The sequence below is a fragment of the Streptomyces sp. NPDC001222 genome, assembly GCF_042896945.1.
GTDB classification, from domain to species: domain Bacteria; phylum Actinomycetota; class Actinomycetes; order Streptomycetales; family Streptomycetaceae; genus Streptomyces; species Streptomyces gibsoniae.
Window position 1 is genome coordinate 119,778 of the sequence record NZ_JBIAXT010000003.1, and the last position, 20,195, is coordinate 139,972.

The window sequence follows — 20,195 nt, forward strand, 5'->3', positions numbered from 1 at the left end:
GGAGAGAGCCTAGTCCTCCTGCCTGCGCCGCCCCGCGTCGAGGATCTCCTCGACGTCCAGGGTGACCTTGGCACCGAGGGAGTCGGGGAGGGTGACGAGTTCACCGGGGGCGTGGACGCGGTGGGTGGCGTAGTCGCCCTCGCTCGGGTCCGTGAGGACGTGGACGCGCTGGTGCTTGCGGTCGACGATCACGTACACGGGGACGCGGGCGTCGGCGTATGCGGACACCTTGGTGCGCAGGTCGGTCTTCCAGTTGCCGGAGGTGACCTCCAGGACGAGCCGGAAGACCACCGGGTCGTAGCAGTTGTCCCTGACAAAGTGTTCATCGATGTCGGAATCGACGATCGCCAGGTCTGGGATGGCGTAGTCCTCGCCTGTGTGGAGCCACAAGCCGATGCCTTGCAGCAGCTCCGACTCGCCGTCGTCGAGGCCTGCCTCGATGAACGGGCGCATGAGCTTGGTCAGGCAGCGAGAGTGGGGGGCGTCCGGGGGCGGGGACACGATGATCTGGTCTCCGATGATCTCGACTCGGTAGCCCGGCAGGCGGTCCGTGATCCGCTTCGCCTCCTCGATCAGCGAACGCTCGTCATGGGGCCGCTCGACAGCTGCTGCTGACATCGGGTGCCTCCTGGGGGCTGGTGTCGAGGGCATCATCGTAGGCGGGCGAGCCCGGGAATGTCCCGATCACGACGCTTCACCCGATCGTGGCCCCGCACGCCCGAGGGCCCCGTTTCCAGCGGAAACAGGGCCCTCGGCCGTCGCGCGGGCAGACCTCAGAAGCGGCGCGTGATCAGCGCTCGCTTCACCTCCTGGATCGCCTTGGTCACCTCGATACCGCGCGGGCAGGCGTCCGTGCAGTTGAACGTGGTGCGGCAGCGCCACACGCCGTCCTTGTCGTTGAGGATCTCCAGACGCTGCTCGCCGGCGTCGTCACGCGAGTCGAAGATGAAGCGGTGCGCGTTGACGATGGCCGCCGGGCCGAAGTACTGGCCGTCGTTCCAGAACACCGGGCACGAGGACGTGCACGCGGCGCACAGGATGCACTTCGTGGTGTCGTCGAAGCGCTCGCGGTCCTCCGCCGACTGCAGACGCTCACGCGTCGGCTCGTTGGTGTCCTTCGCGATCAGGAAGGGCATCACGTCCCGGTACGCCTGGAAGAACGGCTCCATGTCCACGACCAGGTCCTTGAGGACCGTGAGGCCCTTTATGGCCTCGACCGTGATCGGCTTCTCGGGGTTGATGTCCTTGATCAGCGTCTTGCAGGCCAGACGGTTCTTCCCGTTGATCCGCATGGCGTCCGAGCCGCAGATGCCGTGCGCGCAGGAGCGACGGAACGTCAGCGTGCCGTCCATGTCCCACTTGATCTTGTGCAGGCCGTCGAGGACGCGCTCCTTCGGGTCGATCTCCAGCTGGAAGTCTTCCCAGGTCGCCTCGGCCGAGACCTCCGGGTTGAACCGGCGGATCCGGAACGTGACGGTGATGAGGTGCGACGAGGCCGCGGCCTCCGCCTCCACCTGGTCCAGAACAGGGGTAGCCATCAGTACTTACGCTCCATCGGCTGGTAGCGGGTCTGGACGACCGGCTTGTAGTCGAGACGGATCGACTCGGTGCCGTCGTCGCCCACCTCGCGGTACGCCATGGTGTGGCGCATGAAGTTGACGTCGTCGCGGTTCGGGTAGTCCTCGCGGTAGTGACCGCCGCGGGACTCCTTGCGGGCCAGGGCGGACACCGCCATGACCTCGGCCAGGTCGAGCAGGTTGCCCAGCTCGACGGCCTCCAGCAGGTCCGTGTTGTACCGCCGGCCCTTGTCCTGGATCGCCACGTTCTTGTAGCGCTCCCTGAGCTCGGCGATCTTCTCGACGGCCGTCTTGATCGTCTGCTCGGTGCGGAACACCATGACGTTGGCGTCCATGGTCTCCTGCAGCTCGCGGCGCAGTTCCGCCACGCGCTCGGTGCCCGTCGACGACCGCAGTCGTTCGATCTGCGAGACCACCAGCTCCGCGGGGTTCTCGGGCAGCTCGACGAACTCCGCCTTCTGCGAGTACTCGGCCGCGGCGATACCCGCGCGACGCCCGAAGACGTTGATGTCCAGCAGCGAGTTGGTGCCGAGGCGGTTCGCGCCGTGGACGGACACGCAGGCGACCTCGCCGGCCGCGTACAGGCCCGGGACCACCGTTGTGTTGTCCGACAGGACCTCACCCTCGACGTTCGTCGGGATGCCGCCCATCGCGTAGTGCGCGGTCGGCTGGATCGGGATCGGGTCCGTGTAGGGCTCGATGCCGAGGTAGGTACGGGCGAACTCGGTGATGTCGGGCAGCTTGGCGTCCAGCTGCTCCGGCGGGAGGTGGGTGAGGTCCAGGTAGACGTGGTCGCCCTCGGGACCGCAGCCCCGGCCCTCGCGGATCTCCGTGTAGATGGAGCGGGAGACGACGTCACGCGACGCCAGGTCCTTCATGACGGGCGCGTACTTCTCCATGAAGCGCTCGCCGTCCTTGTTGCGGAGGATGCCGCCCTCGCCGCGCGCACCCTCGGTGAGGAGGATGCCCATGCGCCAGATGCCGGTCGGGTGGAACTGGAAGAACTCCATGTCCTCCAGCGGCAGACCACGGCGGTACACCGCGGCCTGGCCGTCACCGGTCAGCGTGTGCGCGTTCGACGTCACCTTGAAGAACTTGCCGGTGCCGCCGGAGGCGTAGATCACGGCCTTCGCCTGGAAGATGTGGATCTCGCCGGTCGCCAGCTCGTACGCCACCACACCGGCCGACTTCTTGACGCCGTCGACCTCGGTGATCAGCTGGTCCAGGACGTAGAACTCGTTGAAGAACTCCACGCCCTCCTTGACGCAGTTCTGGTACAGCGTCTGGAGGATCATGTGGCCGGTGCGGTCGGCCGCGTAGCAGGAGCGGCGGACCGGGGCCTCGCCGTGGTTGCGGGAGTGACCGCCGAAGCGGCGCTGGTCGATCTTCCCCTCGGGCGTCCGGTTGAACGGCAGGCCCATCTTCTCCAGGTCGAGGACGGAGTCGATGGCCTCCTTCGCCAGGATCTCGGCGGCGTCCTGGTCGACCAGGTAGTCACCGCCCTTGACCGTGTCGAAGGTGTGCCACTCCCAGTTGTCCTCCTCCACGTTGGCCAGCGCGGCGGCCATGCCGCCCTGCGCGGCGCCCGTGTGGGAGCGGGTCGGGTAGAGCTTCGTGAGCACGGCGGTGCGGCTGCGCTTCGTCGACTCGATGGCCGCGCGCATGCCGGCGCCACCCGCGCCGACGATGACGGTGTCGTACTTGTGGATCTTCATGATTCTCGCAACCCCGTGCCTAGCGGATGTTCGGGTCGAAGGTGAAGATCACCAGCGTGCCCAGCAGGATGGTGAACACCGTGGCGGTGTACAGCAGGCCCTTCAGCCACAGACGGCTGCTCGGCTGCTCGGCGTAGTCGTTGATGACCGTACGCAGACCGTTGGCGCCGTGCAGCATGGCCAGCCACAGCATGGCGAGGTCCCAGACCTGCCACCACGGGGAGGCCCAGCGGCCCGCCACGAAGGCGAAGCCGACCTTGGTCACGCCGCCGTCGAGGACCAGCTGGATCAGCAGGTGGCCGAGGACCAGGACGACCAGGACGATGCCGGACAGGCGCATGAACAGCCAGCCGTACATCTCGAAGTTGCCGCGGGTCGACTTGGGGGTCTTCCTCGTCCGCTTGCGGGGCGGCTCGATGACCGGCGCCGGGTTGTCGACGTCGTACAGCGGGGCACCCTCGACGGGGCCGATGCCGGAGGCGGTGGTTTCAGTCGTGGACATACGCGTCAGCTCCCGAACACTTCACGAGCGGCGTGGCCGAGGACGGGGTAGATGGCCCCGAGCATCAGCACGACCCAGAGGCCGACGACGGTCCAGAGCATCTGCTTCTGGTAGCGCGGGCCCTGCGACCAGAAGTCGACGGCGATGACGCGCAGGCCGTTCAGCGCATGGAAGAGGATGGCGGCGACCAGGCCGTACTCCAGCACGGCGACGATCGGCGACTTGTACGTGGCCACGACCTTGTCGTAGGCCTCGGGAGAGACACGCACGAGAGCGGTGTCCAGCACGTGTACGAACAGGAAGAAGAAAATGAGGACGCCGGTGACTCGGTGAGCCACCCAGGACCACATTCCTTCCCGGCCGCGGTACAGCGTTCCAGCCGGCACGGAAGAACCCTCCGGGAGCGGGGACTAGGGCCGCGCCGGCTTCTGTGTCGGTCGGGCCCGGCCGGGTACGGTCCACCGGCCCCCAGCATCGTAGCGACGTGTTGTCAGAACGCTTACGGCGCCCCTACCGATGTGATCGAACCGGCAATCAAACGAGCACGGACGGCCTATTGGCAGCGTTCCGCCACCGGCCGTCCCGAGGGATCCCGGACGAGTCGGGTCAGTCTGCCCCTCGCCAGCCTGCGCAGCTCCTCGGCCGCGAGCAGGCGTTCCTCCTCCGGATCGTTCGCCAATCGTGATCGGATGGCCGCCAGTATCAGGTCGGCGGATTCGGCCGGGGCCACATCGTCCAGACAGATGACGAACACATGCCCGAATCGGCTCTCGTAGGCCGCGTGCGCGGCGCTCAGCGCGGTGTGGGCCGCGGAGTAGGCGCCGTCGGGCAGCTGGGTGAGGTTCTCGCCCGCCAGGGCTTCGGCGAGGTCCGCAGGTGACAGGTCGTATGCCGCCTCGTCGGCCGCGGCCAGCAGGGAGTCCACGTCCGGGTAGGGGCGGTGCTCGGCGACCCGATGGACCCAGCGCAGGCTGTGGCAGCAGGCCAGGAGGGTGTGCCGGACCACGTCGCCGGGCGCGGAGTTGAACCCCTCCAGACCGTTGGGGGCCGGGGGGCGGTGTTGCGCCGGCAGGGCGGTGGGGCCGGGGAGGCGGGGGAGACGGTGCGGGGGCAGCGTGAATCCTCGGCGATGGCGGCGTGGCGTCGTGCGGACGTCACGTCCGGGGCGGCAGGGAGGGTGGGGACGCGCCGTCACGCTATCGACGGCGGTCGGGCGGGCGTCCAGCGCCTGTCCCGATTTCACCCGAACGGGAGAGCCGTGGGGTGTTCTGTGGACGATCGGAGGGCGCCGGCGTCGTAGGTTCGAAAGGGATAAAAGCGGATAAGAGGGTCGGATGCCTGGAGGTGGGTAGCGTGTGGGCGAAAGCTGAGCGAAAGCGAATACATGCGGGTTTGGTGCGTGAGGGGGAGCCGAGGCCTACCGGCACGGTGTGTCCGTCCGCGCGTGTGGTGCGGGGTGCGGCGCGGTGACCGGCCACAGGCGACGGGCTCCCGAGAGGGAGACGCACACGAGGCGCAACCGGTTGCTGCTGGCGGCCGGAGTCGTCACCGCGGGCGCGGTCGCGGCGGCCGTGGCGTTCTGGCCGTCCGGCGGCGGCACATCTCCCGGCTCCAGGGTCACGGGCGGCACCCCCGCCGCGACCCCGTCCCCCACCTACCCCCTCTCCCAGGCGCCCCGCACCATTCCGGCCGTCCGGGAGTTCACCCCCGCCCACGGTCCGGGCTGGCGGCCCGCCTCCGGGGAACGGGTGGTCGTGGACGACGCCTCTCTCGCCGACGAGGGGCAACTGCTGGCCGGGGAGCTGGGGGTGGCGTACGGGGGGCAGACCGGCGCGCGCGCCGGTGACGTGGAGCTGGACGTGACCGGGAGCGGCGACCAGGAGTCGTACGTCCTGACCGTCCAGAACGGGAAGGTCCGGATCACCGGTCCGGGTGAGGCCGGGGTCTTCTACGGCACCCGCACGCTCAAGCAGGAGGTGCGCGGCGGCGGCACCGCGCCCGAGGGCGTCGTCCACGACACCCCGGCCAAGCCCCGGCGCGGCCTCATGCTCGACATCGCCCGCAAGTACTACACGGCCGGCTGGATAGAGGACCGCGTCAGGGAGCTGGGCGACCTGAAGTACAACGAGATCGGGCTGCACTTCTCCGACGACCAGGGCTTCCGGATCGAGTCCTCCTCGCATCCCGAGATCGTCTCCGCGCAGCACCTCAGCAAGGCGGAGGTCAAGACGATCGTCGACCTCGCCGCGAGCCGGCACATAGCCGTCGTTCCCGAGATCGACTCGCCCGGCCACCTGGGTGCCGTGATCGCCGCGCACCCAGATCTCCAGCTGCGCAACGCCCGCGGCGTCACCTTCCAGGGGTCGCTCGACATCTCCAAGCCCGCCGCCGCGAAGGTCGTGGACGACCTTCTCAACGAGTACGCGGACGTGTTCCCGGCTCCCTTCTGGCACCTGGGCGGCGACGAGTACCTGGCGCTCACGGTGGCGAACCCGACCGCCTCCTTCCCGCAGCTCGTCGCCGCCGCGCGGGCGAAGTACGGCCCGCAGGCGGGCGTGGCGGACCTCGCGACCGGCTGGCTCAACGACCGGGCGAACGTGATGCGCGGCCACGGCCGCACCATGCGCGCCTGGAACGACGGCTTCTACCAGGCGAGCGCGGTGTCGCCGGCCAAGGACCTCCAGGTCGCGTACTGGACCGGCAAGGAGGCCGGCGCCCGGCCGCCTACCTCGTATCTGAGCGCGGGCCGGCAGCTGATCGTCTACAACGACGACCTCCTCTACTACGTGCTCGGCCAGCCGCAGACCTTCGTCTACCCCACCGGTCAGCGGATCTACGAGCAGTGGACACCGCGGGTGGTCCGGGGCACGACGGCGGTGCCCGCGCAGTACGACGGGCAGATCCTCGGCGGAGTGTTCGCGGTGTGGGGCGACCGGCCGAACGCGCAGACGCAGGACCAGGTCGCGGCCGGGATCCGGATGCCGCTGCGGGCGACGATCCAGAAGCTGTGGGACCCGCGCACGCCGACGCTGTCCTGGGCACAGTTCCATCAGCTGGCGGACCGTCTCGGATGAGGGCGGACCGGGGTGTCCGGCCCGGAGGGCGGCACCCCGATCGTCCGGAATACTGCATTCCGGGAGCGCGCCCCGTGTCGCTGTGGTCTATTCGGAACCCGGCGACGGAACCGGGGCACAGATGGCTTGAATCAGCTCCTCGCTCCGTTAGGGATCTCGACCGGCACCCGACCGGCACGGTGGGGTGCCGGTCTGTGACACTCACAGTCCGTCGCACGCAGTAAGGGGAAGTGCGGGCTCCGTAGAGACGAGGCGCCCCGTCGAGGGTTTCGAGGAGGCGTCATGAGCCTGGTGGACCTGATCGGACAGGCCGACGAGCGAGGGCTCGCGGCAAGCGGACTGGCTTGTTTGGATCGGTGTGTCCCCCTCCTCGGAGGCGACGACGACACCCTGCGCCCGTTGTGGGCGAGCCTGGTCGAGGGCCGCGAGTGGGAGGAGCGGCTCGCCAAGGCGCGGGCCGCACTGGGGACTCAGCTGCCGCAGGAGGACGACTCCACCGCGGACTGCGCCTTCGAGGCCGAGGCCGCGGGACTCGCCCGCCGGATGCTGGAGGGCGTCCCCGTCGAGCCCACCGCCGACGCCCTGCGCCGGTGGGCCGACGCCTGCTCCGTCGACGCGCTGCGGATCCACCAGTTGCTGGACCCCGCCGACGGCGACGGCGAGTCCTCCGTGGCGGCCCACCGCGAGGGCCGTACCGACGGCATGTCACCCCTCGTCGCCGCCGAACTGCGGCGCCAGACGGCCGTCCTGGAACTGGTCGGCGGTCACGGCGCGACCGGACTGCGCCAGGCCCGTGACGTGGCGACCGAGGGCCGGCGGGTGCTGCAGGCGGTGGTCTCCCGCCGCGCCCGCGGCCGTTCCTAGGGCCTGTCGTCAAACTCCCGCCTGCCCCGCGGCGCCATGCACGCTCCCCGACGCTCGGCTTCGCTCGCGCGGGCGGTTCCCCCACCGCCGCACCGGGCAAAACACCACGTACCTCCAGTGCGAGGGCTTCCGCCCGGCACTCCCCCGAGCTCTTCGAGCAGGGGGCACCCCCCAGAGCACACCTGACGTCGCAGGCCGCCCTCCGGGCGACGACGCCAGTTCGACGACAGGCCCCAGTGCCGCGGCCCCGGCCTGCGTAAACCTCCTCGCGTGCAAGGATCCTGTGTCCGTCCGGTGCGGCGGTGGGGCGGTCCTGCGCCGGTGTCGGGGAGTCCGTCCGGGGGGCGTGACGTTTCCCGGCGGCACCGCGCTCTTCCGGTTGTGAACGCAACTGAGGTGACCAGGCCCCCCGCCGCCACCAAGCCCGCGCGCTGGGCGGCCGACGCCGTCACGGCCCTGCGCGAGGGCGCCCGGCTGCGACTCGACTACTCGGCACAGAGCCTGTGGCGGCTGGACCGGACGATCGAGGAGATACGCGGTCAGGGCGCGCCCTACGACGCCGTGCGGGCCGCGCTGCGCGGCTTCGGCGCGTACGCGGGCGAGGTGGTCGTACGGCTGACCGGCGGCGAGTGGTGGGCGACCGGCGGCGACCACTGGGTGCGCACCCCCGACGGCCGGCTGTGGGACCCGATCGAGGAGGCCCGTCGCTGCTACCACGGCGAAGGCTCGCTGCGGCTGCTGTGCCGGGACGCGACGGGGGACGGCAGCTACTGACAGGCGCCGGCCCCGGAACCCGACGGCCGGTGACGATCACGTACGAGCGGACGCCGAGGACCTCAGCGGCATGGGCACGACCGGGGGTGCCCCGCGTGAGGGGACGCGAGACCACTCGCCACGAACGAGGACAGCGTCGGGCCAGGGAGAGGAATCCCGCCGCACGCGCCCGCCGCCGCCCGGGTGCTCGGCAAGCGCTCCGGCGCGGTCCGCACCGCCGCCCACCCGGTTGGAAGCGACTCGCGCGCGAACTCGGGGAGTCGGGATGAAGGGGGCGGGGACGGACGGTCCGCGTTACCGCCCACGGGTAAGAAGGAGTACAGAAAACGCGTACCACTCGACCCTCGTGTACCGATGGCAACGGCCGGGGCCGCCACCCCCCACAGGAGAGGCCCCGGCCGTCGCGCGGTACGGGCCGCGCGGCGGCCCGTACTCTCTACAGCGCCGTGGATGCGTTTTCTGTCACACCCCGCCGCGTCACGGGTCGGTTGCGGGGCGTGCGGACATGGACGTAGACCGGTTTCAAGTCGTAACGTGCCTTTCGCGCCGACCGAGGATGATCAGTAAATCCGGTGAGAGGATCCGCCGCACATCACGAGCGGCAGCAGACCGCAACGAACGATGAGGAATCACGACAGTGAGAACCCGGTCCGCGGGAGCGTGCGGGCTGAGGCGCACAGAGGGGCAGTTCGGGTGCTGGGGGACGACGCGGAGTTGACCGCCGCGGTACTTGCGGCCCAGGTCGGGGACGAGACCGCGTTCCGTACCGTGTACCGCGCCGTGCACCCACGGCTGCTCGGATATGTGCGGACGCTGGTCGGGGATCCGGACGCGGAGGACGTCACCTCCGAGGCGTGGCTGCAGATCGCCCGTGACCTGGAGCGGTTCAGCGGAGACGCCGACCGGTTCCGCGGCTGGGCGGCGCGGATCGCCCGCAACCGCGCGCTCGACCACATACGGATGCGTGGGCGCCGCCCCGCGATCGGCGGCGACGAGACGGAGCTGACCGGCAAGGCGGCCGAGTCCGACACGGCGGGCGAGGCCATGGAGGCCCTGGCCACCGGCCACACCCTCTCCCTCATAGCCCAGCTCCCGCAGGACCAGGCGGAGGCCGTCGTGCTGCGCGTGGTCGTGGGCCTCGACGCCAAGTCCGCGGCCGAGACGCTCGGCAAGCGCCCCGGGGCCGTCCGCACGGCGGCCCACCGCGGGCTCAAAAGGCTCGCGGAGCTGATCGCCGGTCCCGACGGGGATCCGGAATCGGCCGACGTGCTCAGCGCCATGCCTCCCCAACGCGGAACCCACAGGCGCCCGGTGACGTCTGCCGGTGTGACGCATATGCGTTCGCGTACGCAGAGGGACATGTGATGGCCGACGAGCAGTACAGGTGGCTGAACGGCGACGCGGCGGAGCGTCTGCTACGTGGAGAGCCGCTGGACGCCATCGACGACGACGCACAGGAACAGGCCGCAAGGCTTGCCGAAACCCTTGCCTCACTCGCCGTCACACCCCCGTTGACCAGCGAGGAACTGCCGGGCGAGGCCGCCGCGCTGGCCGCGTTCCGAGCCGCGCGCACCGGCGCGGACCAGGCCCGGGAGGCGTCCGGCCGGCTTGATGCCGGGCATGCCGAGTACGCCGCCCATCAGGGCGCCGACGCCGGGCTGGTGCGTCTCGGGCGTCCCGCCGCAAACGGTCGAGGCCGCCACTGGGGGCGTCCCCTGCGGTTCGGCCTGGCCGCCGCGCTGGCCGCCGGGATGATCGGCGGAGTCGCGGTCGCGGCCGGAACCGGAGTCCTGCCGGCACCCTTCCACAAGGAGCCGGGACCCGGGGCGTCCGTGTCGGCGGCCGTGTCGCCGCCGCAGCCGATGCCCACGCCCGACGCCACGGAGACCGGCACACCCCTGCCACCGACGCCGGACGCCGGCGGGTCCACGCCGGGCGGTTCCTCGTACGACGAGGCAGGCGCCGGTCCCAGCGCGAGCGGCTCGGCGGGCCCCGGCGACGACCACGGCAGCGGACACACCCGGAACTGGTGGCTCGCCCTGCGCTCGTCCTGCCGTGACATGGCCGTCGGCCGGGAACTACGCGCCGACCGGCTGCGCGATCTGCAGGACGCGGCGGGTGGCAGCGGACGGGTGAAGACCTTCTGCAAGGGCGTGCTGGGCGACGGCGAGGGCCGCTGGGGCGGCGGCGACGGCCAGGGCTCCGGCCAGGACGGGAACGGCTCGAGCGGCGAGGACGGCCACGGCCACGGTCACGGTGGTGGCGGCGACGACCACGGCGGCAGCGGTGACGACGAGGGCCACATACGGCCCGGCGGTAGCGGTCTGTTCGGCGTCCCCTTGGGCGCCTCATCGGCCCCGGTCTCGGCCCTGTCCACGCCAGACCATGCCTGACCTGCGGTTTCGTGTTTTTTTGAATTATCTTCCAAACGGGTGTGACACTTTCGGCCCCCGCTACGCAGTAATGAGTGAGCCGACTGGTCATCGGCCGTCGCACAGAGCCGGGGTTCCCCCCGTACCCACGGCTCGGTGCCCTGGCGCGGGCGGGACACGTTCCCCCGGTCCCGCCCGCGCCCCACACGCTTCCCCGTCGGCTCCTCTCACCTGCTGACGACGACCTTGTCGCCCGTCCTCACCTGGGAGAACAGCGTCGCGATCGCGGCCTCGTCCCGTACGTTCACGCATCCGTGGGAGCCCCCGGCGTATCCGCGCGCCGCGAAGTCGTACGAGTAGTGCACCGCCTCGCCCCCGCTGAAGAACATCGCGTACGGCATCGGGGCGTCGTAGAGCGTGGACACATGGTGGCGTGACTTCCAGTAGATCCGGAACACGCCTTCTCGGGTGGGTGTGTTCTGCGTGCCGAACCGGACCGCCATCGTCGAGAGCGTCTGTCCGTCGATCATCCAGCGCAGCGTGCGGGTCCGCTTGCTGATGCACAGCACCCGGCCCGTCAGACAGCGCGGGTCCGGCGCGGCGGCCGGCTGCCCGCCCATCAGATACAGCTCCCATGTGCCGGGCTCGTGCGTCATGCTCAGCAGCCGCTGCCAGGTGACCGGGTCGACCTCGCCCGTCGGCGCGAGCCCCCGTTTGCCCTGGAAGCCTCTTACGGCGTTCTCGGTGAGGTCGTCGTAGGTCCCCGTCGGCCCGTCGAACAGCCAGTCGACCTGGCGCAGCCGGGCCTGCAGTTCGCGCACCTGAAGGCCCGAGTCCCCGCGTCTCAGCAGGGCGGCGGACGGCGTCCCCGGGGTGGGCGCGGCACTCCGGGTGCCGGTGCCGGAGGGAGTGTGCGGGATCTCGATGTGCACCGGTGAACGGCCCCTGCCGTCACCCCCCTGGGCGCCCAGGGGCTGCGCCGTGCAGCCGGCCACGGCGGTGAGCGCGACCGCCCCGGCCACCCCGACGAGGGATCGTCCCCAGCGCTCCGTACCCATGCCCGCTCCCCCTGTCCGCGCCCGCCCTGCCGGCGCCACCGCGACCACCGCTCCCAGGCGCCGCCGTGTCCCCGAGATGTTCCCCCTGCGTGACCGCCACCGAACCAAGGAGCATGGTTGTGAGCAAGGTCCCAGCCGACGGACCTCCACGCGGCGCACGGCCGCCGCTACAGTCCGTGGCGACAGTTGTCTACTGGCGAGTAACCAAAGCCGGGTAACCGAGCCGGGTCTCGAAGCCGGGTCACGAAGCAACGCGGAGGCACACACCATGACGCGCGAGTCGGAGTCGGGGCTGCCCATCGAGCCGGTGTACGGGCCGGACGCCCTGGAGGGCTGGGACGCGGCGGAGAAGCTGGGTGAGCCGGGCGCGTACCCGTTCACCCGGGGGGTGTATCCGAGCATGTACACGGGCCGCCCGTGGACGATGCGGCAGTACGCCGGATTCGGCACGGCGACGGAGTCCAACGCCCGCTACAAGCAACTGATCGCGAACGGCACGACGGGTCTGTCGGTGGCCTTCGACCTGCCCACCCAGATGGGCCACGACTCCGACGCGCCGATCGCGCACGGTGAGGTCGGCAAGGTGGGGGTGGCCATCGACTCGGTCGACGACATGCGGGTGCTTTTCGGCGGGATCCCGCTGGACAAGGTGTCGACGTCGATGACGATCAACGCTCCGGCGGCGCTGCTGCTCCTGCTGTACCAACTGGTGGCGGAGGAGCAGGGGGTGCCGGCCGAGAAGCTGACGGGCACCATCCAGAACGACGTGCTGAAGGAGTACATCGCGCGCGGGACGTACATCTTCCCGCCGAAGCCGTCGCTGCGGCTGATCGCGGACATCTTCAAGTACTGCCGGGCCGAGATCCCGAAGTGGAACACCATTTCGATCTCCGGCTACCACATGGCGGAGGCGGGCGCCTCCCCCGCGCAGGAGATCGCCTTCACGCTCGCGGACGGTATCGAGTACGTGCGCACCGCGGTCGCGGCCGGGATGGACGTGGACGACTTCGCGCCGCGTCTGTCGTTCTTCTTCGTGGCGCGGACGACGATCCTGGAGGAGGTCGCCAAGTTCCGGGCGGCGCGCCGGATCTGGGCGCGGGTGATGCGGGAGGAGTTCGGGGCGCGGAACCCGAAGTCGCTGATGCTGCGGTTCCACACGCAGACGGCGGGGGTGCAGCTGACGGCGCAGCAGCCGGAGGTGAACCTCGTGCGAGTGGCGGTGCAGGGTCTGGGCGCGGTGCTGGGCGGGACGCAGTCGCTGCACACGAACTCCTTCGACGAGGCGATCGCGCTGCCGACGGACAAGTCCGCGCGGCTGGCGCTGCGTACGCAGCAGGTGCTGGCGTACGAGACGGACGTGACGGCGACGGTCGATCCCTTCGCGGGCAGCTACGTGATCGAGAAGATGACGGACGACGTGGAGGCGGCGGCGCTGGAGCTGATGCGGAAGGTCGAGGACCTCGGCGGCGCGGTGCCTGCGATCGAGCACGGCTTCCAGAAGCGGGAGATCGAGCGCAACGCGTACCGGATCGCGCAGGAGACCGACGCCGGTGAGCGGGTCGTGGTGGGTGTGAACCGCTTCCAGCTCGACGAGGAGGAGCCCTACGAGCCGCTGCGGGTGGACCCCGCGATCGAGGCCCGGCAGGCCGAACGCCTCGCCAGGCTCCGCGCGGAACGCGATCAGCAGACCGTGGACGCGGCCCTGGCCTCCCTGCGGAAGGCCGCCGCGGGTGAGGACAACGTCCTGTACCCGATGAAGGACGCGCTCAAGGCCCGCGCGACGGTGGGCGAGGTGTGCAACGCGTTGCGGGAGGTCTGGGGGACGTATGTGCCGTCGGATGCGTTCTGACCTGGGCAATTCGTCCGAATGGGTGATCGGGGGCGGAATCCATGCACTCCCGGTTACGCTCGTGCGGAGTGAGTCCCGAAATGGAGGATGCCGCGGCCGTACCGCAACACGAGCTGACGTCGGGTCAGGGCGCCGACCTGCTCTCCCGTGCACTGCCTGGGCACCGCGTGGAGACTCTCCAGGGGAGGCTCACGAGGACCCGGTCGACGGCAGGTGTCCGGTCCCGCGCGCTACAAGCGTGGTACCACCGTCCCCGTCCCCGAGTCGGTCGGCGTCGCTGTCGAGTTCGCCGTCGACACCCTCCTCGACGGCGACGACTGACCTTCCCGTCTCACCCGTCGACACCCGGAACGGGACTGTCGTACCCCCGTGCGACACTCCTGTCCATGTTCGGCGTCATCGATCTCCCCACCTACCTGGCAGGCCTCGTCCTGATCGTCCTCCTGCCCGGCCCCAACTCCCTGTACGTCCTCTCCGTCGCGGCCCGACGTGGTGTGCGAGCCGGCTATACCGCGGCGGCCGGAGTGTGGTGCGGAGACACCGTGCTGATGACCCTGTCCGCGGCCGGAGTCGCCTCGCTGCTCAAGGCGAACGCCGTGCTGTTCGGGATCGTGAAGTACGCCGGGGCCGGTTATCTGACGTGGCTCGCCATCGGGATGCTGCGCGCCGCGTGGGGAATGTGGCGGACCCGTCGGGCGAAGACCGTGGAGGAGGAGGCCCCGGTCGCGGGCCCCGCCGCGGAGCGGCCCTTCCGCCGTGCGCTGGTGGTCAGCCTGTTCAACCCCAAGGCGATCCTGTTCTTCGTCGCCTTCTTCGTGCAGTTCGTCGACCCGGCGTACGCCTACCCGGCGCTCTCCTTCGTCGTCCTCGGCGCCTTCGCGCAGCTCGCCAGCTTCCTCTACCTCACCGCGCTGATATTCAGCGGTACGCGCCTGGCCGCGGCCTTCCGCCGGCGTAAGCGTCTGTCGGCGGGGGCCACCTCGGCCGCGGGCGCCCTCTTCCTCGGCTTCGCGGTGAAGCTGTCGCTGGCGAGCTCGTAGCGGCCGTACCGGTACGCGATCAGGCGGGCCCCGGCCGGGTCAGGACCCTGCGGATCCTCGGTGTGAGCAGATCCTCCACGAACCGGTTGAGCAGCCAGGCCAGCAGCAGCATGGCGGCGACCGTCAGCAGGAACGTGCCGTAGGACGGGATGCCCAGCCCCTCGTGCAGGGCGTGGATGACGACCCAGCCCAGGTGTTCGTGGACGAGGTAGAAGGGGTACGTCAGGGCGCCCGCGACGGTCAGCCAGCGCCAGTTCGCCCAGCCGAACAGGCCCAGCGCGATCGCGGCGACGGCGACGAAGCCCAGGGTGACGACCAGGATGATGCCGGAGGCGCTGCGGTAGGAGAAGCCGGGCGCGTCCGCGGCGTGCCACAGGCCCCGCACCGCGTAGTGCTGGCCTATGAGCCAGCTCACGGCCACGATGCCCCACGCGTACGCGTCGCGCCGGTCGCGGTGCACGAGGTAGAGCCCGATGCCACCGATGAAGAACGGAGCGTACTCGGGCATCAGGACGATGTTCAGCAGCGGCATCTGTGCGCCCTGCGCGATGGCCGCCGCCAGGGTCCAGCAGGCGCAGAACAGGATGACCCGCCGCCGGTTCGCGCCCGGCAGCACGATGCACAGGGCGAACAGGGCGTAGAAGCGTATCTCCGCCCACAGGGTCCAGCAGACGCCGAGGACGCGGTCCACGCCGAGCGGCTGTTGCATCAGCGTCAGATTCACCAGCGCGTCGCTGGGCGAGACCGCCTTGTAGGCCACGGCCGGCAGTGCGAACACCGCTGTCACCAGGACTATCGCGGCCCAGTACGCGGGCAGCAGCCGGGAGGCGCGGGAGGCGAAGAAGGAGCGCAGGGGCCGGCCCCAGCCGCTCATGCATATGACGAAGCCGCTGATCACGAAGAATATCTGCACGCCCAGACAGCCGTAGGCGAAGAAGGGGTGCAGGGTGGGGAACTGGTGCCGGGGCGAGCTTCCCCAGGCCTGGGTGACCTCGCCGTCGCGCCCGCCGTAGTGATAGGCCGCGACCATCAGCGCCGCCACCAGCCGCAGCCCGTCGAGGGCGCGCAGCCGGGCTCCGCCGCCGCGGGGGCGGACGGGGGCGGGGGACGGGGCGGCGGCCGGCGACAGGGGAGGCGTCGGGCCCACAGCGGTCGGGGTCGGGGCGGAGCCCGGGTCGGGGGCGGCCATGGTCTGCTCGGACGTGGTCATGCCGGACTCTCTCGACGAGGCAGCAGATGGGGAGTGACCCTGTCGCGGGGTGGGACGTACGACGAGCGCGGTGCGCCTACCCGGTGGCCTCCGATCCATGACACCCGCGGCCCGAACCGGGCTGTCACACAGGCATCATGGGGTCGGAGCCGGGACGCATGCGCCTCGTCGGCCGTCGCCGCGGGGCGGCACGACGCCCCGCCCCGGTGGCCGGGACGGGGGCGTCGACGGGGTCGGTCGTGGCGGCGGGTGTCAGCGCTTGGCGCCACGACGCAGCTCGCGGGCCCGGCGGGCGACCTTGCGGACGGTCGCGTTGCGCGGGATGAACGCGAGCTGGACGGGGATCCCGCCGGGCAGCACCAGTGAGGTGAGCCGGCGCCGCTTGAAGTACCGCCAGGTGTGCGGGTTGAGATGCTTGGTCAGGTACAGCTCGGTCTCGGCGCGCAGCCCGGGGTAGATCTTCGGCTGCATCGCGAAGCCCACGGCGCGCACGAGTGCGTTCAGGGCGTCGACCTCGATGCCCTGGCGCCGGCTCGTGACCGCCTTGCGGTTGGTCAGCTCGGGCAGCAGCGCGTCGACGATCGTGACGGGGACGCGGTTGCTGTTCTCGTACGGCGTCAGACGCTCCAGAAGGGCCTCGGTGCCGATGCGGGCGACCGGCAGGCCGTAGAGCGCGGAGGCGGTGAGCAGAGCGGTGGAGAAGCAGCCCACGACCAGCGCCGGACGCATGCGCTGGTAGAGGACCTCGGCGAGGACGGGGGTGTCGAGCACCGTCAGATCGACGCCGAGCTTCTCCGCCTCCTTCTCCAGGATGCGCGACCAGCGCGCCGGGGCCGTCGGGTGCGGCTTGAACACCACCTGGGTGTGCCCGAGCGCGACCGCGCCCTTCAGCATCCGTACGTGGAGGTCCTCCTCCTCCTCGGCGGTGAGGATGCCGAGCGCGGAGAGGTACTGGCCGAGCAGCAGCGCCGGAGCGTCGAGGGACGGCAGCGCGTCGCCGGTGTTCTCCAGTTCGGTGAGGACCTTGGCGAACGCCTCGGTCGGCACGATCTCCGGCTCGACACCGAACTCGGTGAGCAGCAGCGGCTTGAGGCCGGGCACCAGGTCCAGGTGGAGCAGGCGGTCGATACGGGTGCCGACCAGCGGGTCGATCTTGTTGCGGGTGGGGCCGTAGCTCATCAGGCCGTCCGCGTACACCGTGACGGGCGCGCCGGTGAAGAGCTGACAGAACCCGAGCGCCGGATTGACCTGGATCGACTCGACGATCAGCTCGATGTCGTCGTCGCCGAGGTTCCACAGGAGGCGGAGGTACCTCTCCCAGAGCGGGACGTCGTCCAGCCGTGGAGCCCAGCCGCCGGGGTGGAACGGGGTGATGGTCTCGTTCCAGGAGATGACCTCGTCGAAGCGGCGGCGCAGCTGCTCGAAACCGGGCATCTCGTCCAGGCCGGGCGTCGTCTCGGGCGTCGCCGCGTTGTTGCAGACGAGGAGTATGCGCCGGTCGGCGGGCGTGAAGCAGTCGCTGTCCAGCGCCGCGGCCAGGGTCGCCGTGCCGTAGAGCGTCGACGCCAGGAAGATCTGCGTCGTCACGCGGCCACCCCCGAGGAGGCGGGACGGCGGCGCAGCCGGCGCAGGCGCGAGGCCCGCTGGATGTCCATGGAGTCGAGGGCCTCGTCGAGTACGTCCTGCGGCATACGCCGTAGCGCGGCAGCGCTCATCGACTTCAGTTTCCGTGCCACCGCCGGCTCGAACCTTTCGATGGATCCCAGATGATGGGAAATGATTGCGCAATATGTGCGAACAGCCTTGGGGAGCAGTTTATCCGCGTCCCGGTCCTTGGCTGTTTCGGCCACCACTTGGTCGAACGCGCGAATGAAGTCCAGCTGGCGAACGTCGCCGATCTGGGTGAGTGAGGAGGCGACACCACGCCGGTAGAAGACACCGAGAAGCCCCACCGTGGCGAAGGATTCCGCCTCCCGGTGCAGCTTCCAGATCCACGGACGGTCCTCGGCCGTGCGCAGTCCGTCGGTGAAGTGCAGCAGACCGCGGTCGACGAGCCGGCGGTGGTAGACGCCGGCCCACGCGTACGCGTAGTCGACGGAGGTGGAGCGGTCGGCGGGCAGGATCGCGTCGCGCGGGTTCATCACCACCCCGCGCCGGCCCTGCGGCACCCGCTGGATGGTGCGCGCCCGGGCGGTGGACTGGACATGGTCGGTGCGGATGAAGTCGCAGCCCAACTCCTCGATAGCGGCGAGGAGTTGGGGGTAGTAGCCGGGTGCGAGCCAGTCGTCCCCGTCGAGGAACGTGAGGTAGTCGCCGCGCGCCTTGTCGATTCCCGTGTTGCGTGCGGTCGCCAGCCCTCCGTTCTTCTCGTGGCGGACGTACACCGCGCCCGGAAGCTCGCGCTCCGCGCGCGCGAGGATGTCCGGGGTCTCGTCGCGCGAGCAGTCGTCGACGAGAATGAATTCGAAGTCCTCACGTGCGTTCGCACGCAGGCTCTTCAGGGTGTCTGGCGCGTATTGCTGCACGTTGTAGAACGGCACGATGACGGAGAGCTTGACCACCCCTGTGACGTTAGGCGGCGGCCCGGCATTCGTCTTGACCGCCGGCTTGATGTCAGGTGAACGACGCGTGGCGGAACAGTGAACCAAGCTGTTTCCCCGGCGTTTCACGGCCTGATTCTCCGTTCGGCGATGTGCTGTTAACCCTTTGTTGTATTTCGGTTGGGCTGAGCATCGGAATCGCTTCCTAGCGTCTTCGATGTGCCAGCCAGTACCGCGAAGTCCCTTCGGGTAGCCGTCCTAGCCGATTCCGATACCCGGTGGAAGTGGGGTGCGCTCACCGCGAACCGCATCACGCCGTCGGAGTTCACCGCATCCAGCGAATCGACCGAATCCACCGAATCTCGCAAATCGGTCGATTCGGGCATACGGCTTGACGGCTTCCTCCTGAGGGGCCGTGCCACCCCCACCGCCCGCCAGCTCGAAGAGGTCGGCGTCCGCGCGGACTCCCTTCGCGAGGTGACCGCCGTCGAGTTCCTGCGCGAGATGACGAAGGAGAGCTACGACATCCTCGTGCTCGCCCTCGTCGGCGGCGGTGTCCAGGCGATGCTGCACGGGCTCGCCCACGCCTGGCAGGGGCGCGCCCGGCGTCCTGTGGTCGTCACCGGCTACGTCGGTGTCGTCTACGAGAAGCTCGCCGACGGCCTGCTGCTGCGCCACGGCGCGGACCTCGTGCTCGCCAACTCCCGCCAGGACGCCGAGCGTTTCCGCGCGGTGTACGAGGGAGTGGGCGCCGACGCCTCGTCGGTGACCGAGGTGGCGCTGCCCTTCCTCGGGGGTGCCGCCTACGAGAAGAACGACCCGTACACGGTCGTCTTCGCCGCGCAGCCCTCCGTGCCCGAGAGCCGCAAGGACCGGGCGTACCTGCTGGAGCGGCTGATCGGGCATGCCCGCAAGCACCCCGAGCGCGAGGTGCTCCTCAAACTCCGCTCCAAGCCGGGCGAGCACACCACGCACATCGAGGAACTGCCGTACCAGAAGCTGGCCCAGAAGGAAGACCTGCCGACCAACTTCCGCCTGGTGTACGGGAACATGGGCGAGGTCCTCGACCGCACCGACCTGATGGTCACCGTCAGCTCGACGGCCGCCCTGGAGTCGCTGCACCGCCGGATCCCCACCGTCGTGCTCACCGACCTCGGGGTGCGGGAGGCGCTCGGCAACCACCACTTCGTGGGCTCCGGCTGCCTCGCCTCCTGGGACCAGCTCGACGCCGGGCACGAGCCCGCGCCGGACGCGGAGTGGGTGTCGCGGCAGGGCGTCGCGGCTGGGGGTACCCCCTCTGGGGGAGGTTCGTACGCGACCGCCTTCGACGAGGCGCGCGAGCGCATCACCGGGCTGCTCGCCGCCGGCGAACTCCCGCCCCTCGCGCCCTACTACACCCCCGTGACCGCGCCGGGCTATCTGCCCGGCGTCCTCGCCCGCCACCACCTCGCCCCGGACGGCAGCCCGCTGCCCGGCGCGCCCGCCGCCGACAAGGCGCCGAGCCCCGTACGCCAGATCGTCCGCCGCGCCGCGCGTGGCGCCTACCGCCACGGAGTGCAGCGCGTGGCGCCCGTGATCCGACGGATGGGGGAGCTGTGAACGAGCGGTTCCCACGCCAAG

General features: G+C 70.3%; 18 protein-coding genes. 8 read left to right on the forward strand and 10 right to left on the reverse strand.

Features of this window, described 5'->3' with window-relative positions; translation table 11 throughout:
- Positions 1-9 precede the first annotated feature (9 nt).
- From ACFY2Z_RS06250 to ACFY2Z_RS06275, 6 genes are all read right to left on the reverse strand, one after another.
- Entirely contained in the window at positions 10-618 is a 609-nt protein-coding gene (locus ACFY2Z_RS06250; protein ID WP_390742998.1) for a Uma2 family endonuclease, read from the reverse strand.
- A 155-nt stretch (positions 619-773) separates the two neighbouring features.
- Positions 774-1,538: a succinate dehydrogenase iron-sulfur subunit gene (locus ACFY2Z_RS06255; RefSeq protein WP_390742999.1), complete on the reverse strand. Its 765-nt coding sequence runs from the start codon at positions 1,536-1,538 to the stop codon at positions 774-776.
- A complete protein-coding gene (gene sdhA / locus ACFY2Z_RS06260; RefSeq protein ID WP_390743000.1) occupies positions 1,538-3,292 on the reverse strand; it encodes a succinate dehydrogenase flavoprotein subunit in 1,755 nt (584 codons plus the stop codon). Before sdhA ends, ACFY2Z_RS06255 begins: the two co-directional genes overlap by 1 nt.
- A gap of 19 nt (positions 3,293-3,311) precedes the next feature.
- Positions 3,312-3,794, reverse strand: a complete 483-nt coding sequence (locus ACFY2Z_RS06265) for a succinate dehydrogenase hydrophobic membrane anchor subunit (RefSeq protein ID WP_390743001.1) — start codon at positions 3,792-3,794, stop codon at positions 3,312-3,314.
- 5 nt (positions 3,795-3,799) lie between these two features.
- Complete coding sequence (sdhC, locus tag ACFY2Z_RS06270) at positions 3,800-4,180, reverse strand: succinate dehydrogenase, cytochrome b556 subunit (protein ID WP_311698245.1); 381 nt, start codon at positions 4,178-4,180, stop codon at positions 3,800-3,802.
- Positions 4,181-4,347: 167 nt separating this feature from the next.
- A complete protein-coding gene (locus tag ACFY2Z_RS06275; protein ID WP_390743226.1) occupies positions 4,348-4,908 on the reverse strand; it encodes a 2-oxo-4-hydroxy-4-carboxy-5-ureidoimidazoline decarboxylase in 561 nt (186 codons plus the stop codon).
- A gap of 352 nt (positions 4,909-5,260) precedes the next feature.
- Between ACFY2Z_RS06275 and ACFY2Z_RS06280 the strand changes: the two genes are divergently transcribed.
- The 5 genes from ACFY2Z_RS06280 to ACFY2Z_RS06300 all read left to right on the forward strand — a co-directional run bounded on the left by ACFY2Z_RS06280 (position 5,261) and on the right by ACFY2Z_RS06300 (position 10,899).
- A complete protein-coding gene (locus ACFY2Z_RS06280) occupies positions 5,261-6,868 on the forward strand; it encodes a glycoside hydrolase family 20 protein (protein WP_390743002.1) in 1,608 nt (535 codons plus the stop codon).
- Positions 6,869-7,150: 282 nt separating this feature from the next.
- Positions 7,151-7,732, forward strand: a complete 582-nt coding sequence (locus tag ACFY2Z_RS06285; RefSeq protein ID WP_390743003.1) for a hypothetical protein — start codon at positions 7,151-7,153, stop codon at positions 7,730-7,732.
- Positions 7,733-8,128: 396 nt separating this feature from the next.
- Positions 8,129-8,506 (forward strand): hypothetical protein, encoded by a 378-nt coding sequence (locus ACFY2Z_RS06290; protein WP_390743004.1) that lies wholly within the window; start codon positions 8,129-8,131, stop codon positions 8,504-8,506.
- A gap of 693 nt (positions 8,507-9,199) precedes the next feature.
- Complete coding sequence (locus ACFY2Z_RS06295) at positions 9,200-9,871, forward strand: RNA polymerase sigma factor (protein WP_390743005.1); 672 nt, start codon at positions 9,200-9,202, stop codon at positions 9,869-9,871.
- Positions 9,871-10,899: a hypothetical protein gene (locus ACFY2Z_RS06300; RefSeq protein ID WP_390743006.1), complete on the forward strand. Its 1,029-nt coding sequence runs from the start codon at positions 9,871-9,873 to the stop codon at positions 10,897-10,899. Before ACFY2Z_RS06295 ends, ACFY2Z_RS06300 begins: the two co-directional genes overlap by 1 nt.
- A gap of 206 nt (positions 10,900-11,105) precedes the next feature.
- Here the strand turns inward: ACFY2Z_RS06300 and ACFY2Z_RS06305 are convergent, their stop codons facing one another.
- The gene (locus ACFY2Z_RS06305) at positions 11,106-11,936 is read right to left on the reverse strand and encodes a L,D-transpeptidase family protein (RefSeq protein WP_390743007.1); all 831 of its coding nucleotides are present in this window, start codon (positions 11,934-11,936) and stop codon (positions 11,106-11,108) included.
- A 268-nt stretch (positions 11,937-12,204) separates the two neighbouring features.
- Between ACFY2Z_RS06305 and ACFY2Z_RS06310 the strand changes: the two genes are divergently transcribed.
- Together ACFY2Z_RS06310 and leuE are read left to right on the forward strand one after the other, a co-directional pair.
- Positions 12,205-13,785, forward strand: coding sequence for a methylmalonyl-CoA mutase (locus ACFY2Z_RS06310; RefSeq protein WP_390743008.1), 1,581 nt, complete (start codon positions 12,205-12,207; stop codon positions 13,783-13,785).
- Positions 13,786-14,171: 386 nt separating this feature from the next.
- Positions 14,172-14,825, forward strand: a complete 654-nt coding sequence (leuE, locus tag ACFY2Z_RS06315; RefSeq protein WP_390743009.1) for a leucine efflux protein LeuE — start codon at positions 14,172-14,174, stop codon at positions 14,823-14,825.
- Positions 14,826-14,844: 19 nt separating this feature from the next.
- Here leuE and ACFY2Z_RS06320 read toward each other — a convergent pair whose 3' ends face one another.
- The 3 genes from ACFY2Z_RS06320 to ACFY2Z_RS06330 all read right to left on the reverse strand — a co-directional run bounded on the left by ACFY2Z_RS06320 (position 14,845) and on the right by ACFY2Z_RS06330 (position 18,596).
- The gene (locus ACFY2Z_RS06320) at positions 14,845-16,035 is read right to left on the reverse strand and encodes an acyltransferase family protein (protein ID WP_390743010.1); all 1,191 of its coding nucleotides are present in this window, start codon (positions 16,033-16,035) and stop codon (positions 14,845-14,847) included.
- 252 nt (positions 16,036-16,287) lie between these two features.
- A complete protein-coding gene (locus ACFY2Z_RS06325) occupies positions 16,288-17,622 on the reverse strand; it encodes an alpha-2,8-polysialyltransferase family protein (protein WP_390743011.1) in 1,335 nt (444 codons plus the stop codon).
- Complete coding sequence (locus ACFY2Z_RS06330) at positions 17,619-18,596, reverse strand: glycosyltransferase family 2 protein (protein ID WP_390743012.1); 978 nt, start codon at positions 18,594-18,596, stop codon at positions 17,619-17,621. Before ACFY2Z_RS06330 ends, ACFY2Z_RS06325 begins: the two co-directional genes overlap by 4 nt.
- Before the next feature lie 198 nt (positions 18,597-18,794).
- On the opposite strand from ACFY2Z_RS06330, the gene ACFY2Z_RS06335 reads away from it, so the two are divergent.
- Entirely contained in the window at positions 18,795-20,174 is a 1,380-nt protein-coding gene (locus ACFY2Z_RS06335) for a DUF6716 putative glycosyltransferase (protein WP_390743013.1), read from the forward strand.
- Positions 20,175-20,195 lie beyond the last annotated feature (21 nt).